The sequence below is a fragment of the Vibrio sagamiensis NBRC 104589 genome (genome assembly GCF_007990935.1).
Taxonomy (GTDB): Bacteria; Pseudomonadota; Gammaproteobacteria; order Enterobacterales; family Vibrionaceae; genus Vibrio; species Vibrio sagamiensis.
On sequence record NZ_BJXJ01000001.1, the window covers coordinates 280,283 to 287,307 of the forward strand.

The window sequence follows — 7,025 nt, forward strand, 5'->3', positions numbered from 1 at the left end:
CATACTATTTACGAATTGCTCGGCACTATAAATGATAGAAAAGACAATACCAGTTTTTTTACACTAATATTTAACAAATGTGAGAGGTTTATTTACATCTCAAATATTACTTGGGTGGACAGTGTATCGTGAAGATAGCTTTAGAGAACTTAAGTCTCCTTCAATCTTTACGGTTATTTTCGTCTTCATTTTGACGCTGTTTATCGAGAGCATTGAGTTTGTCCAACTTATCCTCACGACTTTTATCCATATGATCAAACTTCATCTTAGCGGTATATTTTAGGGCCGCAATATTACCGATAACCACACTTAAGACAACGATGATGATGACCCAAGGGTTAGTAAGTAGTTCTATCATAGTGCCTCCGGTGGGGTAATGTTAGTGATGAATTGGCTGTAAATCTCATCTAAATGTTTTACGATAATGTCAAATCCACCGATAGGTTCCAACTGATTTTGCTGGTGGAGTTGCTGGGTCAAAAGTGCAGGGGTTAGAGATCTTAGGCACTGTTGTCCCACACTTTTATGGCTTATGTGCCAAGGTTCTTTGGCGACCCCCCCCTTGTCGGCTTTATAGGGCAGAAAGAAGCCAAATTGATCCAAATGAGCAGTGAGCCATTGATAGAAATCATGTTGATGGCCTTCAAGATACTCCCAAGGTTCCAGTTTTAGAGCCGTGCCTTGAGGTAACGTATTACGTGCATAGACATCAAAATCACACCCCCAATGATGGCGACTTGCACCCGGCAAGGCAGACCAACGTAGGATAGCCATGAGTTTCTCTTTATCACTCAAAGATGCTTTATCAAGAGGTTGTGCGTTGCCATCGAAAATCGGACGATCACCAGAGAACTTACTATTCCAAATCCCTCTTTGTCGCTCAAAATTACGAAAGCCACTGGCAACTTCCATTTTAAACCCAGCTTTGTTAGCCGCTTCGATCATATTGAGTAAGTCGTGGCTAACAGCAGGATGCAGCATGAAGGTTTTCTGATCGATTAAATAAGACTGCAAATGGGTATTGGTGGTGCCGGTCAGTTGCTCTGGGGTCATGATAATCTCGTTTCTAGTAGGGCTTTGGGCTAGCCTTGATGGTGCAAGTTTGTCTCTCATCGTCGTAATTTTACGTGGGTCGATTACCCATCGTTTGCGGCTCATTATTCGAGCCACAAACTTTTACGATAATGGTTGCGATTAACCGATCTTACTGAGCAAACAAGTGCTGTAGAGTTTTTTCGTACATGTGAGTCAGCTTTTCAAGATCATCCATTTTTACACATTCGTTCACTTTATGAATGGTAGCATTAACAGGGCCGAGCTCGACCACTTGCCCACCCATTCTGGCGATAAAACGGCCATCGGAGGTTCCACCTGTGGTGAGTAACGCTGGTTGGGTGTGGTTGACTTCACTGACGGCGGACACAACTGCGTCAAGTAATGCACCTGTGTCGGTTAAAAACGGGTCGCCATTAAAGGTCCACTTGAGTTCATAATCTAACTGATGTTTATCTAGAATTTCAGTGATTCGCTTAACGATGATGTCATTATTCAGCTCTGTGCTGAAGCGCAAATTAAATTGTACCTTAAACTCACCAGGTATAACGTTGGACGCCCCTGTACCTGCTGCAACATTTGGGATCTGGAAGCTGGTTGGTGGGAAGTATTCATTGCCTTTATCCCATTCCGTTGTAGTGAGTTCATGAATGGCCAATAAAGATTGGTGCACTGGATTGTTGGCAAGGTGTGGGTAGGCGACATGACCTTGGGTCCCTTTAATGGTGAGATCGCCAGTGATTGAGCCTCTTCTGCCATTTTTGACGACATCGCCCACTTTATCTGTGCTAGAAGGTTCACCGACAATACACATGTCGATATTTTCCCCACGGGCCATTAAGGCCTCCACAACACGTACTGTACCATTAATAAATGGACCTTCTTCATCTGAAGTAATTAAAAAGCCAATTGAGCCCGTATGATTTGGGTTGGCCTCGATAAAGCGTTCTACCGCAACCAGCATGGCTGCTAGCGATCCCTTCATGTCTGCTGCTCCGCGACCATAAAGGTAGCCGTCTTTTACTGTTGGTTCAAAAGGGGGAGTGTCCCATTGCTCAATAGGGCCCGCTGGAACCACGTCTGTGTGGCCTGCAAAAGCAAACAAAGGAGATTGTGTTCCACGTCGAGCCCAGAAATTGGTTGTGTCTTCAAATACCATCACTTCGATTTCAAACCCGAGAGCTTTGAGGCGCTCGATCATAACAGTTTGACACCCTGCATCTTCAGGTGTGACCGATTGTCTGCCGATTAAATCTTTGGCTAAGTTGATTACAGGACTGTCTATCATCCTTGAATTTTCCTTTGATTAGCTGTTAAAAATCGCGGCGTATTGTTCCGCTTTAAAACCGATGTGAAATTGAGCGTCGACCTTTAAGATTGGGCGTTTAATCATTGCCGGGTGTTCGACTAAAAGTGCCACGATATTGTCTTTATTTAGGCTGTCTTTCTGTTCTTGGGTTAATTGGCGGTAAGTGGTACCGCGTTTATTGAGAACTTGTTCCCAGCCAAGAGTTTGGCAAAACTCTGTCACCATAGCGCTATCGATACCTTGTTTACGATAGTCATGAAACTCAAAAGATATGTTTTCTGCTTCTAACCATTTTTTGGCTTTTTTAATGGTGTCGCAGTTTGGGATACCGAACATGGTGATCATTGTCATCTTCCTATTAATTCCTTGCTTATGAACATTACAGTTCATTACACGACTTCTGTAGAAGAAAACATCCTACCAAGAAGCGGATACACTGACAAAATGATACAACAAATATTTCACAGCAAAGTACATAAATCTTGTCCCTTGACTAACGGATCTGTTGTTTTTCTGTTGGTTTTTAATGATAGTGTTAATTGCTGGGGTGAGATAGGCGAATAATTGATCGAACGCAAAATCAGAAGGATTAAAAAGGAAATAATAAGTCATCACAACATGAGGAGAGATCAATGGAGTTGAGCCCTGTTTTTGCTAGGCGCTTATATTTAGCCTTGCTGGTTGAAAATTTAGAGAGACCGAATGTGCCAAAATTGATTGAAACGACCGGCTGGCCACGTCGAACGATTCAAGATATTTTGAAAGCACTACCAGGGATTGGAATTGAACTGAGTTTTGTTCAAGATGGTCGACGCCATAATGATGGTTACTATCAATTATCCAACTGGGGTCCTTTTGATAGTCAATGGATACTTGAACAACAAGCAGCAATAGTAAACAGCCTTGCATCAAGAACGTGAGCCAGCAATCGCTGGCTCTTTTTTCTAAAACAGCTATTTGTTGACCCAAAAATAAATCAAAAAGCCAATCCAGCTTAAGACGAGTAGACTCCATGGAAACCAAATGGAGTTTGCTGAAGGACTTTGATTCATCTCGATGGTTTCGGGTAAGGTCTGTTCTGTCTGCTGTTTTTGCTTATATTTTTGTTGCTTTTTCTTCGCTTTATCTGCTTGGCGGTTGCGCTCTTTCTGCTGCTTTTTGTATTGAGCAATCCCTTTTTCGATACCCTGCGCGATCAGTTTGGTTTGCTCTTTTGTTTGGCCAGGTTTTTGTGTCGATTTTGCAATGGCCATTGCTTCTGTTTGTGTTTCTGGGGAAGGGACAGCTGAAGTAGTGTTTTTCTTTTTCATATAGTGTGCGACCTCATGAGCAGCCTACTTTGGTTGTGACCGTTTATTTATAGCCTCTGAATTTGGGTATATCTAAGTTACCTCAAGATGATGTGTTCAGCGATATCACTCAGCATCAAGCATCTTGAGAGCACTTGGTTATAGTGTACCTTTCTATGTTGAGGAAATGAATATAACATTCTTACTGACTTAAAACTCTGGTACGATTGTGCTAAATATAGATGTAAATATAGAAGGCAATATTGTGCGTTACGCGTTGGATGATTATGACGCCCATGGTTTTTTAAAAGCACCCAAATTATTGTGGCTAGGCTGGATGTTTTTGGCTCGTTCTTGGGGCGTGTTCGTCATGGCTGGTGTTAGCCGAGATAATGGAAGCAAAGTACTGTCGATGGTGTATCCTGATTCTAGTACACTCTACCTTGGGTTGGCTATGGGCATACCCAGCGTATTATTGATGTGGTTAATGGGGTTAAGGCATGCAGACCGAAAATGGGTCAGCCAAATTACTCAGCGTGGTCGTGCAATCACTTTGATCTTATGCGCGATTCAATTGGTACAGACGATGTATCATATCTATCTTGAGCATGGTGTATTTAGTTGGCCTAATGCGCTTTCAATGATTTTGCTGAGTTGGTTTATGCTCTATCTCCTTAGTGGAAAGTGGGTTAGAGACTGTTTTCGTGTACCACAGCTTGAACCCTAAAAGTACTCATACCTAACCCTTTGGAAGCTGTCACTGGATGAAGCATCTAAGGTTACTTGGGTATAATAAAATTAATGATAAATTCCCCATATTGGGCAATGTAAAGAGGATTTTTCAATGTCACAAGCTCAAACAGCGATTGTGCCAGATGCAGGACCATTTGCACTTTATACTCAGCTAAAAATCAATCAAAACCATGCCACAGTGTTGGACCAACTGAAATTGCTTCCTGATCTCGTCAGAGAACTCAATCATAATCAGCCTGGTGCGGAATTGACGCTTTCAATCGCGTTTTCTCGCTCTTTTTGGCAGCATTTAAATTTACCAATGCCTGATGAATTGATTGATTTTACTCAGTTAGGTGAAGGGGATATAACCGCGCCAAGCACTGATGTCGATGTTCTTATTCATTGTCATTCTAAACGTCATGATTTGCATTTTTATATCATGAGGAAGTTTCTTGCCGATGCCGTAGATAATGTCACTGTTGTCGATGAAACATACGGTTTTCGTTACTTAGATGCCCGTGACATGACAGGTTTTATTGATGGAACGGAGAATCCTAAAGGTGAAGCACGTGCAGAAGTCGCTTTAATAAAAGAGGGGGTTTTTGCGGGAGGTAGTTATGTAATGGTTCAACGCTTTGAACATAGCATACCAGCATGGAACCGCCTTAGCGTATCGGCACAAGAGAAGGTTATCGGGCGTACGAAAGAGGATTCGATAGAACTAGAAAACGTACCTGCAGCATCCCATGTCGGTCGTGTTGATATTAAAGAACACGGTAAGGGACTTAAGGTTGTACGTCATAGTTTGCCATATGGCAGTGTGACAGGTTCTCACGGTTTATTGTTTATTTCATATTGTAATACACTACATAACATTAAAGTAATGTTAGAAAGCATGTATGGAGTCACGGATGGTAAGACAGATCAACTGCTTCGTTTTAGTAATGCAGTAACAGGTGCTTATTTCTTTGCTCCTTCACAATCGATGTTGGAAGAACTTTCGGTTGTAAATTAATTCCACCATACTTCATGAAATAGAGCCTAATTAGCCTTTCAGCAAAACTAGGCTCCGTTTTCTTCTTAATCATATTTTCTTTAAAGCCTTTCAGTGGAGTGTTTTCTTTTTTCTTGTCTTTTTACATTTGTTTGTAAAGATAGCCCCTTTTCAAAAAGATACTAAACCTTTATGAAATTTGGTCGATAAATATTGAGTGCTTAAATTTCAGGACTCTTATTCGTGACGATCACCGTCAATACTAATGTTGCCGCTCTTACTGCTCAGCGTCATTTGAATAATGCAACGGATATGCTAAATCAATCTCTAGAGCGGTTATCTTCGGGCAAGCGTATCAATAGCGCCAAAGATGATGCAGCCGGTTTACAAATTGCTAACCGCCTACAATCGCAGATGAGAGGTTTGGACGTTGCTGTACGCAATGCTAATGATGGTATTTCGATCATACAAACCGCTGAAGGTGCCATGAATGAAGTCACTAATATTATGCAACGTATGCGTGACCTTTCTCTACAATCAGCGAATGGCTCAAACAGTCAAGCTGAGCGCCTTGCCTTACAAGAAGAAACTACGGCTTTGAATGATGAGCTGAATCGTATTGCGGAAACCACTTCTTTTGCAGGGCGGAAATTACTCAATGGCAACTTTGGTCGATCAGCTTTTCAGGTTGGTGCCAGTTCGGGGGAGGCAGTACAAATAGAGTTAAAATCAATGCGTACTGATGGTTTGGATATGGGGGGGGTTAGTTATGTTGCGCAGAAAAGAGCCAGCTCTAACTGGCAAGTGAACGAAAGCACAAAGCAATTAAACGTCTCTTTTATCAATCGTGCAGGTCAGCCTGAAACCCTATCAATACAAGCTAAAGCTGGGGATGACATAGAGGAATTAGCTACCTTCATCAATGGTCAAACGGATAAATTAACCGCTTCAGTGAACCAAGATAAGCAGTTACAGTTATTCATAGCAGGCGAGGAAACCTCTGGCTCTTTGTCTTTCTCTGGCACCTTGGCCAATGAACTTAATTTAGCGGTAAAAAGTTATGAAGTGGTTGATGATATCGATATTACTTCCGTTGGTGGTGCACAAAGAGCTGTGGCGGTTTTGGATACGGCAATGAAGTACGTCGACAGACACAGGGCAGAGTTGGGGGCTTACCAAAATCGTTTTGGTCATGCGATTAGCAATCTCGATAATATTCATGAAAATTTAGCGGCATCAAATAGCCGCATTCAAGATGCAGACTATGCCAAAGAAACAACACAAATAGTCAAACAGCAAATCTTACAGCAAGTTAGTACAACAATTCTCGCTCAAGCAAAACAGGCCCCCAATCTTGTTTTAAGCCTGCTTGGTTAACGCTAGAACTAGCAAGAAAGGCTCCGTTGAGGTCTTGGGCTTTATTAGGAACTTCACTTCAACTCACTCTTATTGACACTATAAAACAAACTTTAAAAAAACTACGCTTTTTCTTTTTTAGGGCTCTAGTCACAATTTTCCCTAAGTCTGGCTTTTTTTTTAAAATTTAAATTTTTTCTCAAGAAATCAAAAGCGACGCCGTTAATAAAAGTAACTTTGAGAGAACTACTTGGTTTTCCGAGACGTCGGAAGCCGCAACACCGGAAGA

The 7,025-nt window shown here is 41.8% G+C and carries 9 protein-coding genes; 4 read left to right on the plus strand and 5 right to left on the minus strand.

Annotated features, from left to right (window positions below):
* Window positions 1-160: 160 nt before the first annotated feature.
* From VSA01S_RS01180 to VSA01S_RS01195, 4 genes are all read right to left on the minus strand, one after another.
* Window positions 161-358: a DUF2897 family protein gene (locus VSA01S_RS01180; RefSeq protein ID WP_039979603.1), complete on the minus strand. Its 198-nt coding sequence runs from the start codon at window positions 356-358 to the stop codon at window positions 161-163.
* Window positions 355-1,053, minus strand: coding sequence for a M15 family metallopeptidase (locus VSA01S_RS01185; RefSeq protein WP_039979604.1), 699 nt, complete (start codon window positions 1,051-1,053; stop codon window positions 355-357). Before VSA01S_RS01185 ends, VSA01S_RS01180 begins: the two co-directional genes overlap by 4 nt.
* A gap of 151 nt (window positions 1,054-1,204) precedes the next feature.
* Window positions 1,205-2,341, minus strand: coding sequence for a succinyl-diaminopimelate desuccinylase (gene dapE, locus VSA01S_RS01190; RefSeq protein ID WP_039979605.1), 1,137 nt, complete (start codon window positions 2,339-2,341; stop codon window positions 1,205-1,207).
* Window positions 2,342-2,359: 18 nt separating this feature from the next.
* Window positions 2,360-2,707, minus strand: a complete 348-nt coding sequence (locus tag VSA01S_RS01195) for an ArsC family reductase (RefSeq protein ID WP_371860735.1) — start codon at window positions 2,705-2,707, stop codon at window positions 2,360-2,362.
* Between the two features lie 287 nt (window positions 2,708-2,994).
* On the opposite strand from VSA01S_RS01195, the gene VSA01S_RS01200 reads away from it, so the two are divergent.
* Window positions 2,995-3,282 (plus strand): winged helix-turn-helix domain-containing protein, encoded by a 288-nt coding sequence (locus tag VSA01S_RS01200; RefSeq protein ID WP_039979607.1) that lies wholly within the window; start codon window positions 2,995-2,997, stop codon window positions 3,280-3,282.
* A gap of 33 nt (window positions 3,283-3,315) precedes the next feature.
* On the opposite strand, the gene VSA01S_RS01205 is transcribed toward VSA01S_RS01200, so the two are convergent.
* Window positions 3,316-3,672: a DUF2956 domain-containing protein gene (locus VSA01S_RS01205; RefSeq protein ID WP_039979608.1), complete on the minus strand. Its 357-nt coding sequence runs from the start codon at window positions 3,670-3,672 to the stop codon at window positions 3,316-3,318.
* A gap of 244 nt (window positions 3,673-3,916) precedes the next feature.
* Between VSA01S_RS01205 and VSA01S_RS01210 the strand changes: the two genes are divergently transcribed.
* The 3 genes from VSA01S_RS01210 to VSA01S_RS01220 all read left to right on the plus strand — a co-directional run bounded on the left by VSA01S_RS01210 (window position 3,917) and on the right by VSA01S_RS01220 (window position 6,757).
* Window positions 3,917-4,378, plus strand: a complete 462-nt coding sequence (locus VSA01S_RS01210) for a DUF2919 domain-containing protein (RefSeq protein WP_083932208.1) — start codon at window positions 3,917-3,919, stop codon at window positions 4,376-4,378.
* Between the two features lie 117 nt (window positions 4,379-4,495).
* A complete protein-coding gene (locus VSA01S_RS01215) occupies window positions 4,496-5,401 on the plus strand; it encodes a Dyp-type peroxidase (protein WP_039979609.1) in 906 nt (301 codons plus the stop codon).
* A 222-nt stretch (window positions 5,402-5,623) separates the two neighbouring features.
* Window positions 5,624-6,757: a flagellin gene (locus VSA01S_RS01220; RefSeq protein WP_039979610.1), complete on the plus strand. Its 1,134-nt coding sequence runs from the start codon at window positions 5,624-5,626 to the stop codon at window positions 6,755-6,757.
* Window positions 6,758-7,025 lie beyond the last annotated feature (268 nt).